Annotated in this window: 27 protein-coding genes and 2 pseudogenes; 20 read left to right on the forward strand and 9 right to left on the reverse strand. The window is 71.3% G+C overall.

All coding sequences use genetic code 11. From position 1 onward, the window contains the following. Positions 1-6: 6 nt before the first annotated feature. Entirely contained in the window at positions 7-585 is a 579-nt protein-coding gene (locus tag OG247_RS37005) for a PadR family transcriptional regulator (protein ID WP_327256339.1), read from the reverse strand. 126 nt (positions 586-711) lie between these two features. Between OG247_RS37005 and OG247_RS37010 the strand changes: the two genes are divergently transcribed. The 12 genes and pseudogenes from OG247_RS37010 to OG247_RS37065 all read left to right on the forward strand — a co-directional run bounded on the left by OG247_RS37010 (position 712) and on the right by OG247_RS37065 (position 10,210). Continuing rightward, positions 712-1,104: an ester cyclase gene (locus tag OG247_RS37010; RefSeq protein WP_327256340.1), complete on the forward strand. Its 393-nt coding sequence runs from the start codon at positions 712-714 to the stop codon at positions 1,102-1,104. A gap of 156 nt (positions 1,105-1,260) precedes the next feature. After that, a complete protein-coding gene (locus OG247_RS37015) occupies positions 1,261-2,352 on the forward strand; it encodes an MFS transporter (protein ID WP_327256341.1) in 1,092 nt (363 codons plus the stop codon). A 12-nt stretch (positions 2,353-2,364) separates the two neighbouring features. Beyond that, positions 2,365-2,520, forward strand: a pseudogene (locus OG247_RS37020) (Rv2578c family radical SAM protein); the annotation flags it as partial. A gap of 512 nt (positions 2,521-3,032) precedes the next feature. Continuing rightward, complete coding sequence (locus OG247_RS37025) at positions 3,033-3,527, forward strand: MarR family winged helix-turn-helix transcriptional regulator (protein WP_327256342.1); 495 nt, start codon at positions 3,033-3,035, stop codon at positions 3,525-3,527. A 120-nt stretch (positions 3,528-3,647) separates the two neighbouring features. Further along, positions 3,648-4,292: a DsbA family protein gene (locus OG247_RS37030; protein ID WP_327256343.1), complete on the forward strand. Its 645-nt coding sequence runs from the start codon at positions 3,648-3,650 to the stop codon at positions 4,290-4,292. Positions 4,293-4,420: 128 nt separating this feature from the next. Continuing rightward, positions 4,421-5,230 carry an MBL fold metallo-hydrolase gene (locus OG247_RS37035; RefSeq protein WP_327256344.1) on the forward strand — a complete coding sequence of 270 codons (810 nt, stop codon included), beginning with the start codon at positions 4,421-4,423 and terminating at the stop codon, positions 5,228-5,230. A gap of 289 nt (positions 5,231-5,519) precedes the next feature. Then, the gene (locus OG247_RS37040; RefSeq protein WP_112447181.1) at positions 5,520-5,942 is read left to right on the forward strand and encodes a nuclear transport factor 2 family protein; all 423 of its coding nucleotides are present in this window, start codon (positions 5,520-5,522) and stop codon (positions 5,940-5,942) included. 249 nt (positions 5,943-6,191) lie between these two features. Then, positions 6,192-6,449, forward strand: coding sequence for an MmcQ/YjbR family DNA-binding protein (locus OG247_RS37045; RefSeq protein WP_327256345.1), 258 nt, complete (start codon positions 6,192-6,194; stop codon positions 6,447-6,449). Then, the gene (locus OG247_RS37050) at positions 6,446-6,829 is read left to right on the forward strand and encodes an MmcQ/YjbR family DNA-binding protein (RefSeq protein WP_327256346.1); all 384 of its coding nucleotides are present in this window, start codon (positions 6,446-6,448) and stop codon (positions 6,827-6,829) included. The genes OG247_RS37045 and OG247_RS37050 overlap by 4 nt, the downstream gene beginning before the upstream one ends. 1,465 nt (positions 6,830-8,294) lie before the next feature. Continuing rightward, on the forward strand, positions 8,295-8,795 hold the full coding sequence (locus tag OG247_RS37055; protein WP_327256347.1) for a hypothetical protein: 501 nt from the start codon (positions 8,295-8,297) through the stop codon (positions 8,793-8,795). Between the two features lie 272 nt (positions 8,796-9,067). Then, entirely contained in the window at positions 9,068-9,940 is an 873-nt protein-coding gene (locus tag OG247_RS37060) for a hypothetical protein (RefSeq protein ID WP_327256348.1), read from the forward strand. 51 nt (positions 9,941-9,991) lie between these two features. Then, positions 9,992-10,210 carry a hypothetical protein gene (locus OG247_RS37065; protein WP_327256349.1) on the forward strand — a complete coding sequence of 73 codons (219 nt, stop codon included), beginning with the start codon at positions 9,992-9,994 and terminating at the stop codon, positions 10,208-10,210. A gap of 429 nt (positions 10,211-10,639) precedes the next feature. On the opposite strand, the gene OG247_RS37070 is transcribed toward OG247_RS37065, so the two are convergent. Then, on the reverse strand, positions 10,640-10,807 hold the full coding sequence (locus OG247_RS37070; RefSeq protein ID WP_327256350.1) for a hypothetical protein: 168 nt from the start codon (positions 10,805-10,807) through the stop codon (positions 10,640-10,642). After that, positions 10,804-10,995 carry a hypothetical protein gene (locus tag OG247_RS37075; RefSeq protein ID WP_327256351.1) on the reverse strand — a complete coding sequence of 64 codons (192 nt, stop codon included), beginning with the start codon at positions 10,993-10,995 and terminating at the stop codon, positions 10,804-10,806. The genes OG247_RS37070 and OG247_RS37075 overlap by 4 nt, the downstream gene beginning before the upstream one ends. A gap of 508 nt (positions 10,996-11,503) precedes the next feature. Between OG247_RS37075 and panD the strand changes: the two genes are divergently transcribed. The 3 genes from panD to OG247_RS37090 are packed head-to-tail and all read left to right on the forward strand — an operon-like array spanning position 11,504 to position 12,926. Next, complete coding sequence (gene panD, locus OG247_RS37080) at positions 11,504-11,923, forward strand: aspartate 1-decarboxylase (protein ID WP_327256352.1); 420 nt, start codon at positions 11,504-11,506, stop codon at positions 11,921-11,923. A gap of 14 nt (positions 11,924-11,937) precedes the next feature. Further along, the gene (locus OG247_RS37085) at positions 11,938-12,300 is read left to right on the forward strand and encodes a GNAT family N-acetyltransferase (protein ID WP_327256353.1); all 363 of its coding nucleotides are present in this window, start codon (positions 11,938-11,940) and stop codon (positions 12,298-12,300) included. A gap of 8 nt (positions 12,301-12,308) precedes the next feature. Further along, entirely contained in the window at positions 12,309-12,926 is a 618-nt protein-coding gene (locus OG247_RS37090) for an arylsulfatase (protein WP_327256354.1), read from the forward strand. Positions 12,927-13,160: 234 nt separating this feature from the next. Here the strand turns inward: OG247_RS37090 and gndA are convergent, their stop codons facing one another. Then, positions 13,161-14,606 (reverse strand): NADP-dependent phosphogluconate dehydrogenase, encoded by a 1,446-nt coding sequence (gene gndA, locus OG247_RS37095; RefSeq protein ID WP_327256355.1) that lies wholly within the window; start codon positions 14,604-14,606, stop codon positions 13,161-13,163. Positions 14,607-14,813: 207 nt separating this feature from the next. Between gndA and OG247_RS37100 the strand changes: the two genes are divergently transcribed. Beyond that, positions 14,814-16,067, forward strand: a complete 1,254-nt coding sequence (locus OG247_RS37100) for a transglycosylase family protein (RefSeq protein WP_327256356.1) — start codon at positions 14,814-14,816, stop codon at positions 16,065-16,067. Positions 16,068-16,211: 144 nt separating this feature from the next. Here the strand turns inward: OG247_RS37100 and OG247_RS37105 are convergent. Then, positions 16,212-16,991 (reverse strand): annotated as a pseudogene (locus OG247_RS37105) (DMT family transporter); the annotation flags it as partial. Between the two features lie 201 nt (positions 16,992-17,192). Here OG247_RS37105 and OG247_RS37110 point away from each other — a divergent pair. Then, positions 17,193-18,680, forward strand: a complete 1,488-nt coding sequence (locus OG247_RS37110; RefSeq protein WP_327256357.1) for an SDR family NAD(P)-dependent oxidoreductase — start codon at positions 17,193-17,195, stop codon at positions 18,678-18,680. Between the two features lie 98 nt (positions 18,681-18,778). Here the strand turns inward: OG247_RS37110 and OG247_RS37115 are convergent, their stop codons facing one another. After that, complete coding sequence (locus OG247_RS37115; protein WP_327257766.1) at positions 18,779-19,114, reverse strand: hypothetical protein; 336 nt, start codon at positions 19,112-19,114, stop codon at positions 18,779-18,781. A 339-nt stretch (positions 19,115-19,453) separates the two neighbouring features. Between OG247_RS37115 and OG247_RS37120 the strand changes: the two genes are divergently transcribed. Both OG247_RS37120 and OG247_RS37125 read left to right on the forward strand, forming a co-directional pair. Further along, the gene (locus OG247_RS37120; protein WP_327256358.1) at positions 19,454-19,630 is read left to right on the forward strand and encodes a hypothetical protein; all 177 of its coding nucleotides are present in this window, start codon (positions 19,454-19,456) and stop codon (positions 19,628-19,630) included. A gap of 223 nt (positions 19,631-19,853) precedes the next feature. After that, the gene (locus tag OG247_RS37125) at positions 19,854-20,837 is read left to right on the forward strand and encodes an NAD-dependent epimerase/dehydratase family protein (protein ID WP_327256359.1); all 984 of its coding nucleotides are present in this window, start codon (positions 19,854-19,856) and stop codon (positions 20,835-20,837) included. On the opposite strand, the gene OG247_RS37130 is transcribed toward OG247_RS37125, so the two are convergent. Genes OG247_RS37130 through OG247_RS37140 form a run of 3 tightly spaced genes read right to left on the reverse strand, consistent with a single transcriptional unit; the run spans position 20,823 to position 23,835 of the window. After that, the gene (locus OG247_RS37130) at positions 20,823-22,298 is read right to left on the reverse strand and encodes a lipase maturation factor family protein (RefSeq protein WP_327256360.1); all 1,476 of its coding nucleotides are present in this window, start codon (positions 22,296-22,298) and stop codon (positions 20,823-20,825) included. The genes OG247_RS37125 and OG247_RS37130 overlap by 15 nt on opposite strands. Next, a complete protein-coding gene (locus tag OG247_RS37135; protein WP_327256361.1) occupies positions 22,256-22,852 on the reverse strand; it encodes a DUF1990 family protein in 597 nt (198 codons plus the stop codon). Before OG247_RS37135 ends, OG247_RS37130 begins: the two co-directional genes overlap by 43 nt. Further along, positions 22,849-23,835: a YndJ family protein gene (locus OG247_RS37140; RefSeq protein ID WP_327256362.1), complete on the reverse strand. Its 987-nt coding sequence runs from the start codon at positions 23,833-23,835 to the stop codon at positions 22,849-22,851. The genes OG247_RS37135 and OG247_RS37140 overlap by 4 nt, the downstream gene beginning before the upstream one ends. Positions 23,836-24,010: 175 nt before the next feature. Between OG247_RS37140 and OG247_RS37145 the strand changes: the two genes are divergently transcribed. After that, a complete protein-coding gene (locus OG247_RS37145; RefSeq protein ID WP_327256363.1) occupies positions 24,011-25,282 on the forward strand; it encodes a DUF6777 domain-containing protein in 1,272 nt (423 codons plus the stop codon). The last annotated feature ends 1 nt before the right edge of the window (position 25,283 follow it).

Raw genomic sequence — 25,283 nt, forward strand, 5'->3', positions numbered from 1 at the left:
GGACAGTCAGCTCGCGGGAGCGGCGGGTGCGTGCGGATCGCTGTCGGCGCGTCCGGTGTCGAGTACGGGGGCTTCGTCCCCGAGGGTCTCGCGCAGCCAGGTCCGCTCCGCGCGACTGGTGGCGCGGGCGGTGAGCAGCATGCCCCGCCGGTAGGGGTCGGCGACCTCCTCGGCACGCAGGGGCCGGTCATTCTCGTAGAAGAAGCTCGCCGGTTCTTCCAGGAACTCCAGCCGTCTGCGCAGCACCGCGTGCCGTTCGGCCACGTCCGGCAGGTGGGAGAGGAATGCCAGGACGATGTAGAACCGGGTGAAGTCGGTGATCTCGTGGTCAGCGGGCTTGCGCAGCCGCTGAAGCATGTCGGCCCGCCCGGCCGCGGTCAGGCTGAGCGCGTACCGGGCCGCCCCCGCGGCCGGGTCGGCGCGCCGCTCGATCAAGCCCGCCTTGGTCAGGCGATTGATCGCCGGATACAGGCTGCCGTCACTGACCGGCCGCGTATAGCCGGTCAGCTGTGAGACGCGGCGGCGCAGCTCGTGTCCGGGCAGGGGTCCCTCGGCGAGGAAGCCGAGTATCGCGAGTTCCAGCATGAGTCCATCTTCGCACAGGTGCATCGAATCGATGTGAACATCGATTCGATGTTACGCTCGTAGGTACCCGCCCAAACGTTTCTGGAGAGGCACAGCAAGATGCAATCGCAGCCCACCGAGTCAGTGATGAACCGTTTCGTCGAGTTCATCAACACGGGCAATGAGGATCTCGCCCGCGAGGTCATTTCTCCGGACGCGGTGTTCCACGCGCCAAGTCACCCGGAACCACTGCGGGGGCCCGATGGATACATGGAAGTCCTCGGGATGATGCGCAGCGCCTTCCCCGACGTTCAGTGGACGCTGGAGGAGACGGTCACCGATGGCGACACGGTCGCCGCGCGGTTCACCATGCGGGGAACCCACGGCGGTGAATTCTTCGGGATCCCGGCGAGCGGCAACAAGATCTCGGTGCAGGCCATGAACTTCTACTACCTGGCCGACGGCCGGATCATCGGCGAACGGGGCCAGCCCGACCTCCTCGGGGTGATGCAGCAGATCGGCGCCGTACCGGCGCCGTGAGGCAGGCAGTCGCCTCCTCCTCCCGCGCAACCGTCCAGGTCCGCGCTGCCGCCCTCCCGCAAGGCACACCATGGAATCCCTCGCACCCGCACCGCCCGCTCAGGCGATAGCCGTCCTGCCCCGGTCCTCCATTCTGGTGGCGCCCTGTCCACCGTCGTGGAGTGGTACGACTTCACGCTGTACCTGTACATGACCACCGTGCTGTCCCGGGTGTTCTTCGGCACCGGCTCCACCTCGCTCCTGATCACCCTGGCGGTCTTCGCCGTCGCCTACCGGATGCGCCCGATCGGCGCGATGGCCTTCGGCCACATCGGGGACCGGCTCGGGCGCCGCAAGGTGCTGCTCGGCTCGATGGCGGTGATGACCTCCGCGATGCCGGCCACCGCCCTGCTCCCGACCCGCGACCAGATCGGCTCCGCCGCCGGGGTCACTGCCCTCACCGTCACCCTCGTCCCCGGTCCCGCCCTGGACGCGTGGGGGTGGCGCATCCCCTTCCTGGTCGGCACGCTGCTCGCCACCACGGTGCTGATCGCCCGCTCCACCATGCGCGAATCCCCCGCCTTCGAGCAGCAGCCCCCGCCCGACACCAAGGGCGCGGGCCCGCTGATGACCACTCTGCGCACCCAGCGCCCCGCGCTCTACCGGACGTTCGCGATCTCGGCGCTCGGCTCGGTGACGCACTACGTCGGCATCAGCTACGTCCCCACCTACCTCGGCGCGGTCAGCGGCTTCAGCGAGTCCGACGCCCTGTGGCTGTCGACCATCGCGGCCCTCGTCGTCATCGTCGTCACGCCGTTCGCGGGTGCCCTGTCCGACCGGGTCGGCCGCCGCCCCGCACTCACGCTCTTCGGTGCCCTGGCGGTGATCCTGCCGCCGGCCATGTTCGGCCTGATGACCCAGGGCGGCTTCGCCGCCGCACTGACCGGCGCGGTCGTCCTGGCCTGCGTGGCAGGCGGCATCAGCGCGGTCGCGGCCTCCGCGATCGCCGAACAGTTCCCCGTCGCCCAGCGCCTCAGCGGCCTCGCGCTCGGCGCCACCGCTGCTACCGCCCTCTTCGGCGGACTCACCCCGTACGCCTCCCAGGCCCTGGTCGACTCCACCGGCTGGGCACTGATCCCCGGCGCCCTGGTCGCCGCCACTGCCCTGGCCGTCCTGCCCGTCCTGCGCCGCCTCCCGGAAACCGCGACACCCATCCGTGCACCCCAGCCCGGCCCTCTCGCCCCGGAACCCGAACCCCAAGCCCGCTGAGCAGACTTCGCGCGCTGGAACAACCTCACCGACGCCGCCCGGCCCGCCGCACTCTTCGCCCCCGGCACAGTCCGTACGCGGACCTTCGACACCCCGGAGTTCCTCGGCATCACCTTCCACGAGGTCCACGCGAAGTCGATCGTCAGCCGGGTCCCGGACGGCTCCAAGCCTTCCAAGGTGCCGCTCGCATAAATGACGCATTGCTCGATGCCAACCAGCCGCCTCGCCGTGCGTCGGTTGCCGGCCCGGAGCGGGTTCCGCGCGCGCCGAGCAGTCGTCGCGGTGACGCGCTCGACGTCGGCGGGCCCCGGTCACCCGGAACCACAAGGCGAAGTCCTGTATATGGGACCCGCTGGAGGTGGCGGTCACCCTCTGAGCAGGCTCATGGATGCCACCCGGGGGGCACCGTTACCCCTGCTCGCCCGAGCAGTCATCCGAGTTCCGGCCGGACGCTTTGGCGGAGTTCTGCGTAGTGCCAGGTTTCGGTGAGAGACCGCTCCTGAGCCGTTCATGACATGGATGTCGCGCGTGGGTCCTGGCTACCGTCCGTATCACCCGCCGGACCCGCCCGGCAGTAGCCCTCCCCGGCGCCCACCTGGGAGGGCGTTGCCGCGTGCCGGGCGGCCGGGAGGGGCGATGATCGTACCGAGAGCGGAGCTGGCGAGCGAAGGGTGTGGCGGGTGGGCGAAGGTGCGGGGATCAGTTCGGCGCAGGAGGCGGCGAACGACGAGCTGGTGCTCGCGTTCGGGCGGCTGCAGGGGGCCGCGGGGCGGCTGGAGTACCTGCTCGGCGGTGCGATCGAGGAGGAGTTCGGGATCAGTCACCTGATGTACGAGGTGCTGCTGATCGTGGGCCGGGCGGGTGGCGCGGGCATGTCGATGCGGGCCGTCGCGCAGGAGCGGGTCCTGACCACGGGCGGGATGACCCGCCTGGTGGACCGGATGGAGGCGGCCGGCCTGGTGGTGCGCGCCGACGACCCCGCGGACCGCAGGGGCAAGCTGGTACGGCTCACCGGGCGGGGTGAGGACATCGTCGTGCGGGCCAGCCGGGTGCACGTGGAGAACATCCGCCGCCACTTCCTGGCGCCGCTGCCCGAGGAGGTGAGGGAGCAGTTCATGGAGTGCCTGCGGATCCTGTCCCACTCGGCGCGGGATGCCCTGCCCCGCCTGCGGTAGGGGGGCGGAAGTCCCGACGGTGGGGGCCTTTCACCCTGCGGGAATACCTGATGCAGCAGATACTGTTCAAGCAGGTACATCGCTTCGGTGCGGAGCGACTCCCTCGGTAAAGGCCTCCCCATGAAACTCGTCTACGTCTTCGACGCCTACTGCGGCTGGTCCTACGGTTTTGCCCCCACCCTGGCCGAGGTCACCCTGCGCCACCCCGAACTGCCCGTCGAGGTCGTGTCGGGCGGCTTGTTCACCGGGCGGCGGGCCGTGCCGATCCGCGAGTTCGGCTACGTCCAGGGCGCGAACGCCAAGATCAGCGAGCTGACCGGTGTCGGGTTCGGGGTCGGGTACGAGCGGCTGATCGCCGACGGCTCGTTCGTCATGGACTCCCAGGACGCCGCCCGGGGCATGGCGGCGCTGCGGCAGGCGGCCCCGGAGCGGGCGGTGGAGCTGGCCATGGCCGTGCAGGCCGCGTTCTACCAGGACGGCCTGAGCCTGTCCGACCCCGAGACCTTCACCCGGATCGCCGCGGCAGCCGGCCTTGACGCGCTGGAGGTCGGCTCCGCGCTCGCCGCACCGGCCGCCTCCCTCGCGGCCGAGGCCGACTTCCGGCGGGCAGCAGCTCTGGGCGCGAACGCCTACCCGACCCTCCTGGTCCAGGACGGCGACCGCACCGCGGTCCTCGCCGTCGGCCACGCCGGCCCCGACAAGATCGACACCCTCCTGGAGCAGTTCGGCGCCGCCCGCACCCGGTCGGCCGCATCCGGCCGCTGAATCCCGGCCGACACACCGGCACGATCGGTGCCGTCCAGGCACGGTGGGGCGAATCTGAACCCCCACACGACCAGCAGCCCCACCACCCTTTCCCACCCCTCACTCTGCTTCCGGCAAAGGACATGATGATGAGCACTCTCGACTTCAAGGTCATCGACCTGGACTTCCCCGTCGGCTCGAAGAACAAGACGGCCACCCTCATCACCGGTGAGCAGGGCGCGTTCCTCATCGACACCGGGTTCACCCGCGCCGACGGACACCGGCTGGCCGCCGAGATCCTCGACTCCGGCAAGAACCTCACCAAGGTCTTCATCAGCCACGCCGACCCCGACTACTACTGGGGCGCCGAGGTCATCGCCGACGCCTTCCCCGATGCCGAGATCCTGGCGACACCGCTGGTGATCGAGCACATCAAGGCCGCGTACGAGGGGAAGCTCAAGGCCTGGGAGCCGGTGGGCGCCAACCGCCCCACCCGCCTGGTCGAGATGGCCGAACTGACCGGCGACCTCACCTTCGAAGGCCACGTCTTCCAGCTCAAGGGCGGCCACCCGGGACTGCCCGACCGCCACTACCTGTGGCAGGCCGAACACCGGGCGATCGTCGCCGGCGTCCTGCTCTTCCAGAACGAGCACGTCTGGGTCGCCGACACCGGCAAGCCCCAGGACCGCGCCGTGTGGATCGAGCTGCTGGACGAGATGACCGCCCTTGCCCCCGCCTTCGCAGTCCCCGGCCACCGGCTGCCCACCGCCGCCGCCCTCGACGCGAGCCCGATCGCCTACACCCGCAACTACCTCACCGCCTTCGAGGACGAGCTGGACAAGGCCGACAGCGGCGAAGCCCTGACCAACGCGCTGGTCGCCCGCTACCCCGGATCCGGCATGCTCATCGCGGCCCAGCTCGGCGCGAAGGTGGCCAAGGGCGAAATGACCTGGGGCTGACCCACCCGACCACGGTCCGGCCGGGACGCAGGCCGGACCGTGCTCGCCGAGCCCAGCGAGAACCCATGAGCACCACCGCCCGCGACACCCAGGCCGCCGGCCCCGCGCCCGCCAGTTCGGCCCCGCGCTCCTGGGGACCTACGGCTACCTCGCCGCGTACCTGATCGCGCCGGCCGTCGGCGCGGGCATCCACCAGTTGCTTCAACGCTACGCAGGAGCCAGGCGCGTACCCACCTACCGCCTGTGCCCCACCAGCACCCCCGACCCCATCTGAGAAAGGCCGCAGCCCATGGAGACCACCGACTTCCACGCCTCCGCCGCCCCCGCCGACGTGGTGCGCCGCCAGTACGTGGCCTCCGCCAACGGCGACCTCGAAGCCCTGCGGGCCACCCTGGCCGACGACGTGGAGTGGACCGAGATGGCCGGCTTCCCCCTGGCCGGCACCTACCGCACCCCCACCGGCGTCACCTCCGCCGTCATGGAACAGCTCGGCGAGTCCTGGGACGACTGGGCCGCCCACGACGACACCTACGTCGTCGACGGCCAGAACGTCGTCGTCCTCGCCCGCTACACCGCCACCAACAAGGCCACCAACAAACCGCTCAACGTGCGCGTCGCCCACCACTTCGTCGTACGCGGCGGAAAGATCGTCCGCTTCGAGCAGTTCGTCGACACCGCCCTGGTCCGCGATGCCATGCACCCAGGCGCATAACCGCACCCGCCCAGTTCCCCGCCGGACGTCCTCGACCGGGGTCTTGAGCCCGTCGAGATCCAGCGCCGGCGGCGTCACCGATCGACCAACGACCGCCGCATTGCCGAACCGAGGAATCACCATGAACGAACCGGCCGACCGTGTCGGGGAGACCGGGCCCCGCACGATGCGCGCCATCGTCGTCTTTGGACCGGGTGGCATTGACGAACTCGTCGCCACGGACCTGCCCGTGCCCCCGGTACGCCCCGGATGGGTCCGCATCAAGGTCAAGGCGTCAAGTCCAGCCCTGAGGAGGCCGAGGCGCTGCGGGCGACGCACGCGGACATCACCCCCGGCTACCACATGAACAAGAAGCACTGGATCACCCTCGCCCCCGGTGCCTCGATCGACCCGCACCTGGTCGAGGGCCTGGTCGCCGACTCCTACCGGCTGGTCGTCGCCCGACTCCCCAAGGCCAAGCAGCCCGTGAACCCGAATACCTTCGGCATCCGTGCGGGGGCGCGGTGACCCTCACCGGTGCCCGGATCCAGCGGACCGCGCGCCGCACGGCCACCGGCCTCCCGGACGTCAGCCACGACCGCCCCTTCACCCCGAAGCTCGACGTCTACAAGACGGCGGGCAAAGTGTTCCTGATCGTCACCGATGCCCCCGACGAGCCTGCCGACCAGATCATCACCGTCAAGTGCGAGCCCGAGCAGGGCAGTTCGCTTCGCATGCGCTACGAGAGCATCGTGCCGGGCCGCTATCTCAGCAAGGCGCACTGGATCTCGGTCGGCGCGGGCCCCGACATCACCGCCGACCTGATCGAGTACCTGGTCAGCCACTCCTACGACCTCGTCCACGGCCCACCGCCCAAGGACGCCTCGCTGAGCCAGGGCATCCGATGACCCACACCGAACCCGCGCTGCCCTTGTTCGGCGGCGAGCCGCCGCGCCGGCCGGCCGATCGGCTGCGCCCGCGTACCCTCGACGACGTGGTCGGCCAAGACCATCAGGGTGGGAAGTCTGAGGCGGCCCCCGGGGGAGCGGTTCGTCCTGTGCCCCCATGCCCCTGATGGGCCATCAGGTGAGTCGGCATCTGATCAGCATGAGTCCTCAAGCGTTCCAGAGTGGCTGACCGATTGGACGCCTGGTCGGCGGCGTCACGACAGGCTGGTTCGCATGGAAGTGCAGGTAAGGAGCCTTCTCGCCAGAGGGGGTCGATGTTCCTAATAATCTTCGATCTGACGCGTGCCGATGTACAGTGAAGAACGCCCTTGACCTGCGGAAAGCTGGCAGGGAGCCGTCTTCTAGGAGCTCAAATTGCTGCGCGCCATGTTCAAGTCCCACATCTGACATCCAGACGTTTTCGCAGGTCAGCGCGGTGCTGTCGGGGTCCAGGTCAGCAAGTAGTCAGCATCGGTCCCGGTCATGTCCCGCCGTTGCTGACCTCGGCGACCGCGTGCGCGAATGTCGGCGGCCTCCCTTCCGCGGCGGAGGCTTGGCTCTTGCCCTGCTGGTCACAGCAGGGTCTTCGCGTTCTGGTGGTAGGCCCGTACCTGGCCCGAGACCTTGGTCCGCCGGTTGCTAGTGGCCGCCCGATGAACTGACGAGCCCGCAGGCCCGTGCGTGTCCATGCGTCGTGCTGTGTCACCCCACGATCCAACACTCAGCGGTGGCGCCATTACCCCAGCTCGAATCCACGGACGGGCAGGAGAAGGCAACGTATGCGTCGCCGGCGGAGCACGATGGATCGAGGTGGCATTCGCCCATCTGTTCCGGACCATGGCTTTGGGGCTGCTGGCACGCGATTCTCCGACCGGGGCGTGCGAGGAAGACACCGTCTGGCGGGGCACGCCAACCAACGGTGAATTCTCTGCCGACACCGAAGGAAGCCGCTGCTCTGGCTACCTGCTGAGGAGGACAGCTCGAGGCGTGACGACCAGCAGGGGAACTGGTCATCACGCCCTACAGCTGACGGGGCATGTGCCCAACCCTGGAAGCCGGGGTCCGACAGTCGGTCCATCAGAGTCTTCGCAGATGGGGTCGCCAGCGGCTCCCTTGTCGGCACCCGCCCCCTTGTTCCTCCGTCCACGGCGCGGGAGGGGGGCAGACCGAGACCTGCGACCCTGGGTGAAAGCGACCTGGGGCAGGCCGAATCCGACCGGTCCGAGAGGGACATCCGGACAATCGATTGGCATGCTCCTGACATTTCAAGGTCCTTGTGACACGTTCCGTGCGTGCCCCGATCCGGGCGCGCAGCCCTCCCCGGTCACCCCCCGCGGATTCCGCCCTCGCCGACCGGGCGCACGCCGGCGCGGCCCACCCAGGCCTCGCTTTACCCCACAAGGACGTGGCAACGAGGAGCAACATGATGAAGTTTTCGACATGCTCGGGTGTCACCGCCCTGGCCGCCGCGCTGGTCGTCGGCGGATCGACGGCGGCGTTTGCCCTGGGCCCCACGGCGGACCAGCGAGTGGACGGCGTCATCGTGGTCTCGGGCAACACCTGCAGCTGGACCAACGCCCGTACGAGCGCCAACCCGCCGAGCGCCCTGACCGTCGACCGCACCAGCATCAACCCGCCCGGGGGCAACTTGACCTGCAGCGGGGGCATCACCGCCACCCTCAACAACAACCCCGCCTTCACCTTCGACGACGCCAACGGCACCGCGAAGACGGACGCCATCGACATCTCCGGCAAGCAGAGCTTTGTGTCCTGTCGCTTCAAGGCCACGAACATTGCGTGGAAGCGCGACGGATCGAGCCGCAAGTACCTCAACCAGGCCTTTACGGCGACCAAGGTGTCGGGGAGCTTCCTGTGCCCCGGCTCCGTGACCACCGGCGCAGGCGAGGCCTCGATGCTGTTCCACTGATCCGCGCGCGCCGCAGCCCCGCACCGGGCTGCGGCGCACCCCGCACGCCGGCCCGGACCCGCCGGGGCACCGCCCGCCCGAATCGAAGAATCGATTATGCATACGTCGGGCCGAAAGGCGGTACACAGCGACAGGTGGCGGACGTATGTCCACCCGTTCGACTGACATCTGCCCACGTCCGGACGCACATCCACATGATCGGGCCGTCCCTCGGTGAAGCTCGTGGGCGTCTGGCAGCAGCCGCCGCCCCGAGACGAAAGGCCGGCAACTCCATGTTGATCGTCCAGCTCGCCCTCGTATCAGAGACCCAAGCCAATCAGATCAGCCCCTCGCAGCTCAACCGAGTGGCAGCCGCTCTCCAAAAACAAGCCACCCGCGACTTCGGCCCGATCTGGCAGGTCGATGCGACGGTGGACGCCTTCGACCGGCTCGAAGACGTCCCAGTCGGGTACTGGCCGCTCATCGTGGTCGACGACGTCCCCGACGCGGCGGGCTTCCACACGGACGACAACGGACAGCCTTTCTCCCTGATCGAGTTCGGCGACAGCTGGTCGCTGACGGCGAGCCACGAAATGCTGGAGATGTGCGCCGACCCGTTCGGGAACCGTGTGGTGTCCGGCAAGTCTCCTCACCCGGACCAGGGCATGGTCGAGTTCCTCGTCGAGGTCTCGGATCCCTCGGAGGCGGCCGAGTTCGGATACACCGTCAACGGCCTGCTCGTCTCGGACTTCTTCACCCCCAGGTTCTACGACCCGGTCGTCATCGAAGGTGCCCGCTACAGCTTCGGCGGTCACATCGCGAAGCCCCGGCAGGTGCTGCGCGGCGGCTACATCAGCTGGCGCGAGCCGGTCTCCAACGAGTGGTGGCAGCAGACCTGGTTCAAGGGAACGGAGCCGAAGTTCCGCAACCTGGGGCCCCTGACGGGCAGCGGCAGCCTCCGCGCGGCCATCGACGCCAAGACCAAGACGGTCAGCCGCCTCGCCGCCAGCGGCCCCACCTCCAAGCCGTACAGCGCCGCGCGGACCCTTACAGCCCTGGCCAAGGAGTCCACCAACGCGCGGGCCGAAGCGTGGCGTGCCGAGATCGGGCGCCTGAAGGTCGCCAACCCTGCGGCGAAGGCCTGGACGGGGAAGAAGAAGAGTTGACAGTGACCATCACCGGGTACGGCCTTCAGCCCGCCTGCCAGGGAGGCCGTCATGAAGGGCGATGACGCTCAGCAGCGCAAGGATCGCGCGGAGAAGATGCGCCGGAGGATCCACCGACCCGCGCCCGGTTCGTCGGGACCGACCCCGGCGGACGCTGAGCCGCCGGACGAGGAGAGCCTGAAGGACCGCATCGAACGCCGCATGCGCGAACTCGACGAAGCCGAGCGCAAGGACCACCCTCCGTCCCCGGATGACGACGACGCTCCCTGACCGAACGGTGCTTCTCCAGCAGGCGGTTCCGGCGGCCCTGGCGGACGGGCGAGCAGCTTCGCCGCGGCGCTGGTCAGCGTCACCGTCTCCGACGACTTCCCGCTGCGAGAGTAGCTTTCCCTGCTCCAGCCGGCGCAGCTGGTGGGCGTCCAGGGGCAGCCCGGTGAGCTGGGTCGGGTGCCCCGTCCGCGTGCCCGGCGGGGCCGTACAGCGGGATCCCTGCGCCAGCCAGGGCCTCGACGTTGCGGTAGGCCCAGCCACTGCTCGCAGGGGCGGCAACATCGACGAGATCACCTTCCCCGGCCTCGGCCGCCAGGGCGGGTCCGCTGGGAGCAGGAGTTCTCGCGGACGGCGGCCACACCTGGGTACTCACCTGGACGAATGGACCTCACCACAGCGTCGCGGCGGACACCGCCCCAAGGACGGGACTTACTTGATCAAACCGATCGCGGCGGTGAGGAGGTTCGCGATCGGGGCGCCGACGTCGCCGACGAAGTCGGCCGCCTTCTGGAGCGAATCGCCGAAGACCTGGAGCACGTTCCTGCGCGGTGTGCCGGACAGCGCTTCATCCTGGAAAGCGGTGAGGCCCCTGCTCACTTGCTCGGCCTCTTCGGCGGGCAGCCTCTCGCCGTCAGTGCGACGGCTTCCGTGAGCTGCTTAAGCAAGGCCTTGGCTTCGTCGGGCAGGATCGCGCCGTCTATCCGATTGAAACTGCTCGTCACGATATTTCCGCTGCCGATAACGCCGTGGCAGTCCTCGCCTGCGCGTGTGTGGAACTCGTTCACGGTCCCGCCTCTCCCTGCCACCACGATCCGGTCCGCGATGTAGGCCGGCTGCGAACCGCGGGCCCAGTTCGGGGCCAGGAGTACTGAGCCAGTACCGTCTGCGGCGAGCGAAGGACCGGCGAAACTGCGTCATGGGAGTACGGCAACTGGCCCGGACGTAGAGGGCGCAACCTTCCTTGCGGTGACCGGCTGCTTGATCACGGGTGGCAGTCTGAGGTGCCCCGGGAAGCGAGTCGGCCTGAGACCTTCCAACCTGCTTGACATATCGTCAGGCAAGTCGGCCTCTGGTCAGCATCGGCCCCTCCATATTCCGAAGTGGCTGTCCGATGCGACGCTCGTCGGCAGCGTCAAAACCGCCTAGTGCCCACGGAAATGCAGGCCGGGACCCCTCTCGTCAGAGGTCAGTCGATTTCCCTAAGGATCTCCGATCCGATACCTCCCGGTGTAGAGTGCAGAACGCCCTTGACCTGCAGAAAGCAGGCAGGGAGCCGTCTTCCAGGAGTCCAAAGTGCTGCGTACTCTGTTCAAGTCCAAGATCCACCGGGCCACCGTCACCCAGGCCGACCTGCACTACGTCGGGTCCGTGACCATCGACGCCGATCTCCTCGACGCGGCGGACCTGCTGCCCGGCGAGCTCGTGCACATCGTCGACATCACCAACGGGGCACGCCTGGAGACCTACGTCATCCAGGGCGAGCGCGGATCCGGGGTCATCGGGATCAACGGGGCCGCCGCGCACCTGGTGCACCCCGGTGACCTGGTCATCCTCATCAGCTACGCGCAGGTGGATGACGCCGAGGCCCGCGTGTTCGAGCCGCGGGTCGTCCACGTCGACGGCGACAATCGCATCATCGAGCTGGGTGTGGACCCGTCCGCCCCGGTTCCGGGAACGGATCAGGAGCGCAGCCCCCACGCGGTGGCTGTCTGAGGGGAGTCGGGACGATGGCGCAGACCGGATCGAGCGAAGCGATCAAGATCGTGGACGACCGCGCGGCCGGGCGGCTGCTGGCCGTCGAGGACGGGGCGGTGGTCGGGTACATCGCCTACTTCGTGCTCGCCGGGGCGCCCCACGCCCTCGTGGCGGTCCACACGATCGTCGAGCCGGGGCACGAGGGCCGCGGCATCGCCGGGAACCTGGTGAAGACCTTCTACGGGATCGCGGCCGACGAGGGCGTACCCGTCGTCCCGCTCTGCCCCTATGCCGCGAGCTGGGCCGCCAAACATCCCGAGCAGGCGCCCGAGGCGCCGGCCGGGGTGGTGGCCGCCGCCAAGGCGCAGCTCGACTCGGACGCCGACCTGTGGTGACGGCGCGCGTGCCGGACCTGACGCTGCTGCACACCTCGCCCGTGCACGTGCCGGTCTTCGACGCCCTGCGCGACCGGCACCACCCGGGCGCCGTCCTGCGCCACCTGGTGGTGCCGGAGCTGCTGGAGCGGGCCCGTGCGCTGGGGCCCGAGTCGCAGGCTCCGGCCGTGCGGGAGCTGCTGGCGGGCTCCGGCGGGCCCGTCCTGGTCACCTGCTCCTCGATCGGGGCCGTCGCCGAGTCGCTCGCCGGGGAGCTCGGCGTCCCGGTGCTCCGGGTCGACCGCCCGCTGGCGGCCGCCGCGGTCCGTACCGGGCCGCGGATCCTCGTACTGGCCACCGTGGAGTCGACGCGGACCCCGACGGCGGAGCTGCTGGAGGAAGAGGCCGGCAGGGCCGGCCTGCCGGTGTCGGTCCGTACCCGGCTGGTCGAAGGGGCCTGGGACCGGTTCGCGGCGGGCGACGCGGCCGGCTGCCTCGGGCTCGTTGCCGCCGCGGCGGACGCGGTCGCCGACGCGGACGTCATCGTGCTGGCCCAGGTGTCCACGGCGGGCGCGCAGGACCTGGTCACCACCGCCGTGCCGGTCCTGTCCAGCCCCGCCTCCGGCCTCGCGGCCGCTCTGGCCTAGTCCGGCGGGCGCCGGAACCGGGACCGGGGGAGGCTGGAGGTATGACACAGCCTCCCGTCCCCGACCCGGCTCCGGTGCCGAATCCCTTCCCGGATCCGGGGCCGCTGCCCCGGCCCGAGCCGCCGACACCGGGACCGGTGCCCGAACCCGACCCGGTTCCGCCGCCGCCCGGCCCCGCGCCGCAGCCCGCGCCGGAGCCGCTGAGCTGACGCGGAGCCGGTTCGGCCCGCCGCGTCAGTCCGTACGGACTTCGGAGCGGTCGCCGCTCCACAGCGTGTGGTACGAGCCCTCGCGGTCGGTGCGCCGGTAGGTGTGCGCCCCGAAGAAGTCGCGCTGGCCCTGGGTCAGGGCCGCCGGGAGCCGCTCCGAACGCAGGGCGTCGTAGTACGCCAGCGAGGCCGCGAAGGCCGGTACCGGAATTCCCTGGCGGACCGCCGCGACCAGCACCTCGCGCCAGTCGTGCTGCGCGGCGCCGATCTCGTCGGCGAAGCCGGCGTCCGCCAGCAGGCTCGGCAGCTCCGGCCGGGCGTCGTACGCGGCGCGGATCCGGTCGAGGAACGCGGCCCGGATGATGCAGCCGCCGCGCCACAGCGAGGCCACGGCGCCCGGGTCCACGCCCCAGCCGTACTCCTCGCTGCCGGCCTGGATCTGGTGGAAGCCCTGCGTGTACGAGACGATCTTCGAGGCGTACAGGGCCTGCTCCACCTGGGCGGCGAAGGCGTCCGCGGCCCCGGCGGAGAGCGGCTCGGCCTTCGGGCCGGACAGCCCGCGCGCGGCCGTACGCAGTTCTCCGTGGCCCGAAACCGCGCGGGCGAAGACCGCCTCGGCGATCCCGGACACCGGCACGCCCAGGTCGAGGGCGATCTGCACGGTCCAGCGGCCGGTGCCCTTCTGCTCGGCGGCGTCGGCGACCACGTCCACGAACGGCCGTCCGGTCGCGGCATCCGTGTGCGCGAGCACCTCGGCGGTGATCTCGATCAGGTACGAGTCCAGCCGGCCCTTGTTCCAGGAGCGGAAGGTCTCGGCGATCTTCGCGGGGGAGTAGCCGGCCACCTCGCGCAGCAGGTGGTAGGCCTCGGCGATCAGCTGCATGTCGGCGTACTCGATGCCGTTGTGCACCATCTTCACGAAGTGCCCGGCGCCGTCGGGGCCCACGTGCGAGGTGCAGGGCGTGCCGTCGGCGGCCTTGGCGGAGATCTTCTCCAGCAGCGGGCCGAGCGAGGCGTAGGACTCCTCCGATCCGCCGGGCATGATGCTCGGGCCGAGCAGCGCGCCCTCCTCGCCGCCCGAGATGCCGACGCCCACGAAGTGCAGGCCCTGCTCGCGCAGTTCCTTCTCGCGGCGGCGGGTGTCCTCGAAGTGGGCGTTCCCGCCGTCGATGATCACGTCGCCCGGCTCCAGCAGCGGGGCGAACTCGCGGATCACCGCGTCGGTCGGCTCACCGGCCTTCACCATGATGATCAGACGGCGCGGGCGCTCCAGCGCGTCCACGAACTCCTTCGCGGACCCGGCGGCCACGAAGGAGCCCTCGTGTCCGAACTCCTCCACGAGCGCCGTGGTCTTGGCGGTGGTGCGGTTGTGGACGGCGACGGTGAATCCGTTGCGGGCGAAGTTGCGGGCTAGGTTGCTGCCCATCACCGCGAGTCCGGTGACGCCGATCTGGGCCGTGCTGCTGGTCATGTGGGTGCGCTCCTGAGTGCGTCGACAGTGCATTCGATGTGCGGCGGAATGCAGGAACACCGACGCTACCCCGGTGGAGATCCTTACCGGTGTCCTACATTCGGCGAGAAATCAACTTCCGCTCGAATGCGTCTTGTTGTGCGCCTTGTCATGCTCCGGTCGTGGCGTTAGGTTGCGAGGTTCCTGATGTCTTCGATGGGGGCTCCCATGGGTGTACGGGGCCGGCACCGCCGGTATCAGCCGAGCAGCATCAACCGTGCTTCGCTCGTCGTCACCGCCGGCGGAGCCGGGATAGCGCTGCCCCTGATCGGAGCGGGCACGGCGCACGCCGCCTCGGTGGACACGTGGAGCAAGGTCGCCGCCTGCGAATCCACGAGCAACTGGCACATCAACACCGGCAACGGCTACTACGGCGGACTCCAGTTCAGCCAGAGCACCTGGCGTGCCTTCGGCGGAACCGCGTACGCCGCCCGCGCCGATCTGGCCACCAAGGAACAGCAGATCGCCGTGGCGGAGAAGGTGCTGAAGGGGCAGGGGCCGCAGGCCTGGCCGGTCTGCGGGAAGCAGGCCGGACGCAGCCGCAGCGGCCCGGCACCCGCGCTCGGCACGCAGGGCAAGGCGACGGGCCCGGGGAAGGCGACGGCTCCGAAGGTCGCGGCGCAGACCACCCCGAAGGCCGCTCCGAAGGCGGCTCCCAAGGCCGCTCCGCAGAGCACTACGCCCCGCCCGGCCGGGACTTCCGTCCTGCCCAACCCCTACGTCGTCGCCCCGGGGGACTCCCTGTCGGAGATCGCCACCGAGCAGCACGTCGAGGGCGGCTGGCAGTCCCTGTACGCGACCAACCGGGCCGTCGTGGGCGGCGATCCGGACCTGATCTTCCCCGGGCAGCGGCTCACCCTGCGCGTCACCGCCGCGCCGCCCGCGCCGCCCGCACCGAATCCGGAGAAGCCGCCGCGCACGGCCGAACCCGTGAAGCCCGTGGCGCCGGCGAAGCCCGCCGAGCAGGCCGGTAAGAAGCCCGCGGAAAAGCCCGCGGAAAAGCCGCAGACCCCCTCCGGGGCCTTCAGCGCCCCGGTCGACGCGGGCCTCGGCACCGCCTACCACGTCGCGGGCTCGGCCTGGTCCAGCGGCTACCACACCGGCATCGACTTCCCGGTGGCCACCGGCACCACCGTCAAGGCCGTCAGCAGCGGGCAGGTCGTCTCAGCGGGCTGGGCCGGTGCGTACGGGTACCAGGTCGTCATCCGGCACACCGACGGCAGGTACTCCCAGTACGCGCACCTCTCGGCGCTCTCGGTCAAGGCCGGCGCGGCGGTCTCCGGAGGCCAGCGGATCGGCCGTTCCGGCTCGACCGGCAACACGACCGGGCCGCACCTGCATTTCGAGATGCGTACGGGACCCGGCTACGGCACCGACATCGACCCGCTGAGGTACCTGAGGGCGCACGGGGTCTCCATCTGAGGCCGGGGCCGGGGTCGCGGCTCCGGCCGTAGCTGTTGCCGCGGCCCCAGGCGCAGCCGGCGCAGGCCCCGCTCCCGACGGTACGAGCACGCGCGCGTCCCGGGGCGCGACGGTGAGCAGGACGAGCCCGGTCGCCGCCGCCGCCGCGCTCACCACCGCCGCGGCGGCGCCGGCCGCCCCGTAGCGGAAGCCCTCCTCGAACAGTGCGATGCCGACCGCGGCCGCGACCACCGGGTTGGCCACCGTCACGGTGGCCAGCGGCGCGGTCAGCCCGGCGCCGCGGTAGGCCGCCTGCGACAGCAGCAGTCCGGTGGTGGCCAGCGCGGCGATCGCGGTCAGCTCCGGCCACAACGTGACCAGTGCGTCCGGGGCGAAACTCTCGGCCACCGACTTCGTGAACACCGAGGCCATCCCGAAGGCGGCCCCCGCCGCGGTGGCCAACAGCATGCTGTGCGCGGTGACCCGCCGCACCCGGCGCGCGGCCAGGAACAGTACGGACACCAAGGCGCCGGTCGCCGTCAGGAGCAGGCTCTGCTCCCCGCCCGAAAGGGACTGCTCGGCCCGTCCGCCCCCGCCCGTCAGGGCCAGCAGCCCGGCCAGCCCGGCCGTGGCCAGGAGGGCCCCGCGCCAAGCGGCGGCGCCCGCGCGACGGCGTACGAAAACGGCCGCCATGGGGAGCGCGAAGACGATGGTGAGGGCGCCGAGCGGCTGCACCAGGCTCAGCGGCCCGTAGGCCAGCGCCACCACGTGCAGCAGGGCGCCCAGGCCGTTCAGCGCGATCGCGGCGTACCAGGCGGGCCGGCGCACCGGCGCGTACGGCCGGCCCGGGGTACCGGACGCGACCCGCTCCTGGACGATCGCTCCGGCCGCATACGCCACGGCGGACACCAGGCACAGCAGGACCGAAAACGCTAGGGCACTCATAAAAGTCACAATGCCCGAGTCCGCAGAGCTATTCCTCCCCCTGGAGGCGGGCACGGGTACGCCGCTGGGCGTACTCCGAACGCAGTAGCCGGGAGCGGGGGAGTGCGTTTGTCTTCCCGCCCGGGGGATCCGTACACTAGCCCTTTTGGGGACTTCCGCATCCGGCGGACGCGGACGACTGATCAAGGAACTGCAGCGGGTATGACGGTGACCGAAGACAGCCAGGAGCAGGGCCACGCCTTCGGGCCCGGCATCGACCCCGACCGCCTGGCCCTCTGCCTCAGCGTGCTCGACGAGCTCGACAAGCTCGACGTCGACCACCCGGACGCGATCACCGTGCGCCGCGCCACCGCCGGGCTGTACCGGACGGTCAAGCAGCGCCGCCGCCAGGACCGCCGCGCCGCCAAGACCGCCAACGACAAGGCCGTCACCGAGGCGACCGCGACCGGCTCCGCCGAGCGCATCGACGACGAGACCGAGGGCCTGCTGCCCTCCTCTGTCACGGAGACCGGACGGATCGCCGGAATCCTCCAGCGCCCTCGCTCCTGCTACGTCTGCAAGACGCGCTACGTAGAGGTCGACTACTTCTACCACCAGCTCTGCCAGGACTGCGCCACCGTGAACCGGACCAAGCGGGAGGCCCGCGCCGACCTCACCGGCAAGCGCGCGCTGCTCACCGGCGGCCGCGCGAAGATCGGCATGTACATCGCGCTGCGGCTGCTGCGCGACGGTGCCCACACCACGATCACCACCCGCTTCCCCAAGGACGCCATCCGCCGCTTCAAGGCGATGGAGGACTCGGCGGACTGGATGCACCGCCTGGAGGTCGTGGGCATCGACCTGCGCGATCCGGCCCAGGCCGTGGCGCTCGCCGACCAGGTGGCCGGGGCCGGTCCGCTCGACATTCTGATCAACAACGCGACGCAGACCGTACGCCGCCTGCCGTCCGCCTACGCGGCGCTGGTCGAGGGGGAGGGCGCCCCGCTGCCGGCGGGTGAGCTTCCCGCACACCACGTCATCGGCGCCTTCAACTCCGGCGCGGTCGACGGCCTGGCGGCCCTGCCCATCGGCGTGAGCGGGCTCGAGGCGCAGAAGGTCGCCGACCTGGCCTTGGTCGCGGGCAACGCCAGCCTGGAGCGGCACCTCGCCGGAACCGCCATCGACGCGGGCGGCCTGCTGCCCGACGTCGTCGACAGCAACACCTGGGTGCAGACCATCGACCAGATCTCCCCGGTGGAGCTGCTCGAGACCCAGCTGTGCAATTACACCTCGCCGTTCATCCTGATCAGCGCGCTCCGGCCGGCCATGGCCGAGGCGGCCCGGACGTCGGACGGCGGGCGGGCGTACATCGTGAACGTCTCCGCGATGGAGGGTGTCTTCAGCCGCGGCTACAAGGGTGCGGGGCACCCGAACACCAACGCGGCCAAGGCCGCGATGAACATGGTGACGCGGACCAGCGGCCAGGAGATGTTCCAGGCCGACCGAATCCTGATGACCTCGGTCGACACGGGCTGGATCACCGACGAGCGCCCGCACTTCGACAAGCTCCGCCTCGCCGAGGAGGGCTTCCACGCCCCCCTCGACCTGGTCGACGGCGCGGCCCGGGTCTACGACCCGATCGTCCGCGGCGAGCTCGGCGAGGACCTGTACGGCGTCTTCCTCAAGGACTACGCACCCGCCAACTGGTAGGCCGCGCGCACGGGGCACCTGCCCCGCGCCACCCGCCCCGCGTCAAATGAGCGCCCCCGGTTCCCCTTCCCGTGAGGGGGACCGGGGGCGTTGCCCGTTCAGGCCGTGCGGCCGTAGGCCCCCGCGGCGACCAGTTCCAGCACCGGGCGCCAGTCGTCCAGTACCCCCGCGTCCAGGCCCGCGGACCGGCCCGCCTCGGCCGCGTGACCCAGGGACTCCGCGTCGGAGTCCGGCCCGGGTGCCGGTGCGCCGGGTCCCTGGAGCCGTACGAGCCGGGCCACCCGCTCGCCCAGCAGGGGGCGGATCGCCTCCGCGGGGTGGTCGATCAACAGCCCCGCGACCTGCAGTTCCTTGTCGAAGGGGTGGGAACGGCGCAGCAGCGCCGCCACCCGCAGCCCATGGCCGTCGCCGGGCCCGCACCGCAGCAGGTCCATCAGTTCCCCGACGCTTCCGACGACCACCGGCACTTCGGACTTCGCCACTGTCGTTCCTTCCGTCGCCCGACCGCGCATCACCCGTATGGCGCCGTCGAGCAGATCAGCCCTACACGACGCGCCGCCGTGCAAGGTGATGAACTCGTGGAGAAAACAAGCTGTCCGGAGCGGATTTTACCTTTCCATCGAGCGGGGGTGCGCTCATATGTGTACTCTGATCGCCATGAGAGCCCCACACGGGCACTCGCTCCACCAAGGCGCCACCGCGTCCGGAAACCCCCTCTTCCCGCACCGGCGCGCGGTTCGCCCGCCGGGTTACGCGACACAAAGGAGTGCGCGGTGACGCCAGAACTGACGACGACCGACCAGGCGCCCAGAGAACGGACGACCTCGCGGAGCGTGAAGCGCCCCGAGACCCTCGGCAACCTGGAAGTCTGGGCCCGGTCCGCTCCGATCCGCCTCGCAGGCTACGAGGACGACCTCGCGGAGCCGCACATCCTGCCCGGCATCGACTAGACACGCGCCAGACCCGTACGGTGCGGTCCGCCCGTCGTCCCCGGTGTGAAGACCCGGGACGGCGGGCGGCGCCGTGCGGTGGCTGAGCCCTGCGGTGGCTGCTCGCGGGCCCGTTCCATGCCGGAGGGCGCCCGGAAGTTCCCGGTACCGGTACGCCGTGGGCGTCATCGCTCTGGGCGATCAAGGGTTCCGCGCACCCCCGGCCCCGGGCAGGCTGACCCGCATGAAGCTGCTGATGCTGGGTGGAACCGAATTCGTCGGGCGCGCGATCACCGAAGACGCCCTGAGCCGCGGGTGGGAGGTGACCGTCTTCCACCGCGGGCACCACGCGCCCCCACCGGGGACCACGGCCCTGCACGGGGACCGCACCGCCCCCGGAGGCCTGGACGCCCTCGCCGAGGGGCAGTGGGACCTCGTCGTCGACACCTGGGGCGGCGCCCCCACGGCCGTGCGCGACAGCGCCCGGCTGCTCGCGGGCCGGGCCGGCCGGTACGTGTACATATCCAGCCGCTCGGTGTACGCCTATCCCGCCCCCGCCGGTCTGGACGAGGACGGCCCGGTGGTCGAGGGCTCGCCCGACGCGGAGGCCACCGCCTACGCCGAAGACAAGCGCGGCGGCGAACTCGCGGCCCTGGATGCCTTCGGCGACCGCGCCCTGCTGGTGCGCGCCGGGCTGATCATCGGCCCGTACGAGAACGTCGGCCGGCTGCCCTGGTGGCTGAACCGCGTCGCCCGCGGCGGGCCCCTCCTCGCGCCCGGGCACCCCGGACTGCAACTGCAGTACATCGACGTGCGCGACCTGGCGCGCTGGACCCTCGACGCGGGATCGGCCGGGCTCGGCGGCGCCTACAACCTGGTCTCCCCGGTCGGCCACGCCACCATGAACAGCCTCCTGGAGGCCTGCGCCGCCGCCACCGGCGCCGGGTTCGAACCGCGCTGGACCGACTCGGCGGTGATCGAGAAGGCGGGCATCGAGCCCTGGGTCGAGCTGCCCATCTACCTCCCCGAGGGCGAACTGCACGACTACATGTTCGGCGGGGACGTCACCAAGGCCTTGGCGGCGGGCCTCGTCTGCCGCCCCGTGGAGGAGACCGTCGCGGACACCTGGACCTGGCTCCGGTCGCTCGGCGGGGTCGCCCCGCACCGGCCCGACCGGCCCCAGAAGGGCATATCGGCGGAGCGGGAGGCAGCGCTACTCGGGCTCTGACCGGGGCGCCGCCCGGGGTCCCGGCCAGGGCTCTGACCAGGACGCCTCCGCGAGCCGGGTCGGCGGCAGGTACTCGCGCACCAGCGTGCGGTGCCACCACGCCCCGGTCTCGCGGAGCTCCCGCCAGGTCGTGAACCGGTAGCGGTACAGCCGCGCCCGGACGTAGAGCGGCGGTGCGTCCGGGAAGGGGTTGTGGCGGATCAGCTTCAGGGTGTCCCGGTCGCCCGCCAGCAGCCGCTCGACGAACGGCCCGAACCAGTCGCGGGCGTAGCCGGGGGAGAGCGCCGCGAACCACATGAGCCAGTCGAGGCGCAGGTGGTACGGGGCGAACTGGCGCGGGATCCGGCGCACGTCACCCGGCTTGCCCTTGAACCCGTACTCCCGCCACGCGCCGTCCTCCCGGGGCCGCCGGTCCGCGGTGCCCTCCACCACCACCTCCTCGCGGATCCGGCCCACCGTGCCGAACGCCCCGTAGGTGTTGACCAGGTGGAGGGGGTCGAAGGACCGGTTCATGACCTGGCCGCGCGAGATCATGTTGGCCACCGGATGCCGGCTCAGCACGAGCACCAGCGCGGTCATCGCGCACACCAGCACCACGTACCAGAGCGGACCCTCCCCGGAGGCCGCCGGCGGCGGGTCGCCCGCGAGCGCGCTGAAGTCGAAGGCCGGCAGGGCCGCCGTGATCGTGATCCAGTTCAGCCAGGCGAAGTTCCCCGACAGCACCAGCCACAGCTGGGTCGCCACGATGATCCCGGCGGCGTACGAGGCCACCGGCTGCGGGGTGAACAACAGGACGGGCACGACCAGTTGGGTCACGTGGTTGGCGGCGCACTCCACCCGGTGCAGCGGCTTCGGCAGATGGTGGAAGAACCAGCTCAGCGGACCGGGCATCGGCTGCGTCTCGTGATGGAAGTACAGGCAGGTGAGCCGGCGCCAGCAGGGATCGCCCCGCATCTTGATGAGCCCGGCGCCGAACTCCACCCGGAAGACCACCCAGCGCAGCAGCCACAACACCAGCACCGGCGGCCCGGCCCGCGCGTTGCCGAGGAAGACGGCCAGGAAGCCGACCTCCAGCAGCAGCGACTCCCAGCCGAAGGAGTACCAGGTCTGCCCCACGTTCACGATCGACAGGTACAGCAGCCACAACAGCGCCCACATCGCCATCGCCGCGCCCAGTGGCACAGCGTCCCCCGCCCCCGCGGCGAGCGCCGCGGCCAGGGCCGCCCCGGTCCAGGCGCAGACGGCGAAGAACCGGTCGGAGTAGTGCAGGTGGAACAGGCTCGGGGCGCGGCGGAAGGGCACGTACCGCAGGTGGCGCGGCACGGGCAGCATGCCGTGCGCCCCGATCAGTGCCCGGAACTGCAGGGCGGCCCCGGCGAAGGCGACGAGGTAGAGACCGGCCAGGGCCCGTTGGAAGATCAGCCGCCCCAGCCAGTATCCGGGCGCCGTGAACCAGTCCATCCCCTCCAGTATCGATCCGGCCGGACGCCGGTGGCCAGCTGCCGGACGTACCGGCCGAGGCGGCGCGCGTAAGCCCGCTGGAGGAAGGGCAGGGCCGGGCCGCCCAGCCGGGCGTACCGGCGTTCCGGACGGCTGAAGGCGTTGACCTCGAACCAGACCGAGCCGTCCGCCTCCATCTCCACCACGAAGGACTCCTCGCCGCGGGCGGGATGCCCGCTCAGCGTCCCGTAGGCGAAACCGGTCCGCCGAGGCTCGTACAGAGCCCAGATCACCTCGCACGGGGCGTCGATCCGCAGTGGGCCGACACCCATCCCGACCACCACCCGGTCACCCTGCCGGACGGGGTCCGGTCCGGCGGTGACGAGCATGCCCGAGGCGCGGTGCGCGCGGAAGGTGGTGACGGCGATGGCGGCGGCGTCGAGCACGGCCCGGCCGTGCCCGAGACGGGTGCGGTGGTGGGTGATGTTGTATCCGGTGGGCAGCGGCCGCACGGTGGTGGCGCCCCGCTCCGGGTAGTTGAAGGTCCTGCGGCCCTGGCTGATGAGGCGGGTCATGCCGGGATCTCCGTTCGGGCGGGTCGGGCGGGTCGGGCGGGCAGCCCGGCCGGTCGGGGCGGGCCGTCCGGGTCGGTCGGGTCGGTCGGGTCGGCCGAACGGGTGTTCAGGCGGCGCCAGGCCAGCAGCGAGCACAGGCCGAAGCCGAGGGCGTTGCCGAGACCGTGGGTCGCGGCCATCCAGGTCAGGGTGGGGTGCACGATCCCGGTGGCCTCGCCGAGCGCCCACCACAGGGCGAGCAGCATGGTGGCCACCAGGACGGCCGCCGAGATCGCGAGCAGCGCGCCGGTGATCCGGTCGCGCACCGCGGCCCCGGGCCGGACGTCCCGCCAGGTCAGCAGGGCCACCGCCCACATGCCGCCGGTCAGCGTCACCGCGCCCACCAGCTCGGCCCAGTCGTCGATGAAGTAGCCGAGCAGCACGAGCCCCGTCCCGGCGGGCACGCTGTACGCCGCCCAGCGCGCGAGGGCTCCGGCGGCGGAGGCCCGGCACACCAGCCCGGCGACCAGGGCCGCGGTGAAACCGGCGAAGTGGAAGTGCGGCACGGTCAGGGCCAGGATGTCGAGGTCGAAGCCGAAGAGTCGGTGTCCGGCGCGTTCGGCGACCAGGGCGGTCCCGGCGACCGAGGGCGCCACGAGTGCGGTGAGCACGGCCACCTCGGCGGGTCCGGGGCCCCGCCCGGGTGCGCCGGAACGGGTCGGGTTCCGCGCCGATGGGGCCGGGGCCCGTACCGCCGGGACCAGGGCCCGCACCGCCGGGACCAGGGCCCGCACCGCGAGGGCCGCCGTGGCCGCCGCGTAGAGCGCGGCGAGGGCCGTGGCCGGGGCTCCCCGGGGCAGCCACAGGCAGACCGCTCCGGGGGCCGCGAACAGCGGCCACAGCCGGGCCGTGCGGCCGAACCGGACCGGATCGATCAGGCGCAGGCCCGCCGGCACGACGTACAGCATGCCCAGGGTGACGATCAGATTCACCAGCACGGTCACCGAGGATCCCCCTCCCAGGAACGAACGCATTGAACGCGTTCAACTCACGATCGTGAGCCTAGACCCTCTCTTGAACATGTTCAAGAGAGGGGTTGGCGGCGTGATCTCCGGTTGCGGCCACTCCGGACATACGGCAGACAAGAGGGAGCAACCGGGGCGAAAAGGGAGATGCAACGTGTACGCACCGACACCTCGTCAGGCGCCGCGTCGTCACGCACCGGCCCGTGCGGCCCTCTTCACCGTCCTCGGACTCCTCGCCGCGGCCTGCGGGGCCTCCGGCGAAGACGGGCGGACCAAGGGCCCCGCCGCCGAGAGCCAGGACGTCCACCTCCAGCCCGTGGCCTCGGCCGGCCCGGACCCCTTCACCTCCTCCTCCGCCACCGCCGAATCGGCCCCCGTCCAGCCCCCGCTGCCCAATGCGACCGGCCAGGGCATCCGTACCGTCAACGCGGCCACCCCCGGCCTGTACGGCGGAACCCAGCGGCTCGGCAGCTGCGACGTGGAGGCGCAGGTCCAGTCCCTGACCGCCGACGACGCCAAGGCCCGTGCCTTCGCCGAGGCCTCCCGGGTGGAGCAGGAGCAGATCCCCGACTTCCTGCGCGGCCTCACCCCGGTCGTGCTGCGCGCCGACACCCGGGTGACCAACCACGGCTTCGTCGGCGGCAAGCCGGGCGCCTTCCAGTCCGTCCTCCAGGCCGGCACCGCCGTCCTCGTGGACGACCACGGCATGCCCCGCGTCCGCTGCGCCTGCGGAAACCCGCTGCTCGCGCCGCGCGCGGCCCCCGGCACGCCGGTGCTCAAGGGGGAGCCCTGGAGCGGCTACCAGCCCACTCAAGTCGTGGTCATCGAGCCGACCATTCAGGTGATCGACAACCTGGTCATCGTCAACATCGCCGACAACACCTGGATCGAGCGCACGGCTGGCGACGACGGAGCCCAGGACCGCACCCCGCGGACGCCGCCCCCGTACGACCCGGCCGACGGGATCCCCAGCGCGCCCGCGACCCCGCCCGGCACCGCGCCGGCCGACCCGTGCCGGACCCCGGAGAGCAACAGCCTCGCCCGCACCGAGCCGCCGCCCACCGGCCCGCCGAGCCCCGGCCGCAGCCCCGCCCCGAACGCGGCCGACTGCCCGCCGAGCTCCCCGCAGACGGCCCCGAACACCCCGGTGACCCCCGACCAGCCCTCGTCCGGCATCCCCTCGGCCCCGCCCACGGCCCCGCCGCCCGCCTCCGACCAGCCCTCCGACGTGCCCACCGACATCCCCTCCGACCTGCCCGGGCAGATCCCGAGCGACCCGGGGGTCCTGGTGGGCCCCGACGGGGTGTCGCCGGAGCCCAGCGACCCGTACGCGGACCCCTACGCGGACCCGTACGCCGACCCCTACTCCGTCCCCGAGCAGCAGCCCTCGGCCCCGTACGACGGCCAGTACCTGGAGAGCGCCTGAC

The organism is Streptomyces sp. NBC_01244, from assembly GCF_035987325.1.
In the GTDB taxonomy this organism is placed as follows: Bacteria; Actinomycetota; Actinomycetes; order Streptomycetales; family Streptomycetaceae; genus Streptomyces.

Bases quoted from the DNA above. Each gene is read 5' to 3' on its own strand.
- OG247_RS37005 (WP_327256339.1), bottom strand. From the start codon at position 585: ATGCTGGAACTCGCGATACTCGGCTTCCTCGCCGAGGGACCCCTGCCC.
- OG247_RS37010 (WP_327256340.1), top strand. From the start codon at position 712: ATGAACCGTTTCGTCGAGTTCATCAACACGGGCAATGAGGATCTCGCC.
- OG247_RS37030 (WP_327256343.1), top strand. From the start codon at position 3,648: ATGAAACTCGTCTACGTCTTCGACGCCTACTGCGGCTGGTCCTACGGT.
- OG247_RS37035 (WP_327256344.1), top strand. From the start codon at position 4,421: ATGAGCACTCTCGACTTCAAGGTCATCGACCTGGACTTCCCCGTCGGC.
- OG247_RS37040 (WP_112447181.1), top strand. From the start codon at position 5,520: ATGGAGACCACCGACTTCCACGCCTCCGCCGCCCCCGCCGACGTGGTG.
- OG247_RS37045 (WP_327256345.1), top strand. From the start codon at position 6,192: ATGGGTCCGCATCAAGGTCAAGGCGTCAAGTCCAGCCCTGAGGAGGCC.
- OG247_RS37055 (WP_327256347.1), top strand. From the start codon at position 8,295: ATGAAGTTTTCGACATGCTCGGGTGTCACCGCCCTGGCCGCCGCGCTG.
- OG247_RS37060 (WP_327256348.1), top strand. From the start codon at position 9,068: ATGTTGATCGTCCAGCTCGCCCTCGTATCAGAGACCCAAGCCAATCAG.
- OG247_RS37065 (WP_327256349.1), top strand. From the start codon at position 9,992: ATGAAGGGCGATGACGCTCAGCAGCGCAAGGATCGCGCGGAGAAGATG.
- OG247_RS37085 (WP_327256353.1), top strand. From the start codon at position 11,938: ATGGCGCAGACCGGATCGAGCGAAGCGATCAAGATCGTGGACGACCGC.
- gndA (WP_327256355.1), bottom strand. From the start codon at position 14,606: ATGACCAGCAGCACGGCCCAGATCGGCGTCACCGGACTCGCGGTGATG.
- OG247_RS37100 (WP_327256356.1), top strand. From the start codon at position 14,814: ATGGGTGTACGGGGCCGGCACCGCCGGTATCAGCCGAGCAGCATCAAC.
- OG247_RS37110 (WP_327256357.1), top strand. From the start codon at position 17,193: ATGACGGTGACCGAAGACAGCCAGGAGCAGGGCCACGCCTTCGGGCCC.
- OG247_RS37115 (WP_327257766.1), bottom strand. From the start codon at position 19,114: ATGGACCTGCTGCGGTGCGGGCCCGGCGACGGCCATGGGCTGCGGGTG.
- OG247_RS37125 (WP_327256359.1), top strand. From the start codon at position 19,854: ATGAAGCTGCTGATGCTGGGTGGAACCGAATTCGTCGGGCGCGCGATC.
- OG247_RS37130 (WP_327256360.1), bottom strand. From the start codon at position 22,298: ATGGACTGGTTCACGGCGCCCGGATACTGGCTGGGGCGGCTGATCTTC.
- OG247_RS37135 (WP_327256361.1), bottom strand. From the start codon at position 22,852: ATGACCCGCCTCATCAGCCAGGGCCGCAGGACCTTCAACTACCCGGAG.